Here is a 618-nt window from a genome sequence, read left to right as displayed (position 1 = left end):
AGGCCAAGCAGCTCGAAGACATGAAAGCGCTGTACCCGGACGCGGCCATTCTGGTGCACCCGGAGTCGCCGACCGCCGTGATCGAATTGGCCGATGCGGTGGGTTCCACCAGTCAGCTGATCGCTGCTGCGCAAAGCCTGCCGAACAAGACCCTGATCGTTGCCACCGACCGCGGCATCTTCTACAAGATGCAGCAGCTGTGCCCGGACAAGGTCTTTATCGAAGCGCCAACGGCCGGTAACGGCGCGGCTTGCCGCAGTTGCGCGCATTGCCCGTGGATGGCGATGAACACCCTTGAACGCACGCTGAAGAGCTTGAAGGAGGGGACCAACGAGATCTTCGTCGATCCGGCGTTGATTCCGCAGGCGATTCGGCCGTTGAAGCGCATGCTCGATTTCACGCAGGCGGCGCGGATGAAGCTGGCGGGTAACGCCTGATTCGTTGGCAGTGAGCCAAAAAAAACGCCCCGGGTTGATCGGGGCGTTTTTGCATCTGGAGGATTATTTGGTCTTCTTCGGAATCCGCACCAACTGGGTGTTGGAATAGATGTCGTGCCAGCTGCGCTTCTGCTTGTCGAACAGCGACCAGAAGAACCCCAGCCCGCGGCAAAACCAGGAC

Annotated in this window: 1 protein-coding gene; it reads left to right on the top strand. The window is 59.9% G+C overall.

The window, feature by feature from the left end; translation table 11 throughout:
* The coding region (nadA, locus tag AC1DF0_RS31975; RefSeq protein WP_477577577.1) for a quinolinate synthase NadA at positions 1-437 on the top strand (437 nt) is incomplete at its 5' end.
* Positions 438-618: the final 181 nt, after the last annotated feature.

The organism is Paenibacillus sp. 05T425, from assembly GCF_056396205.1.
Note: the sequence above shows the minus strand (reverse complement) of the source record. Positions and strands in the feature narration are given on the sequence as shown.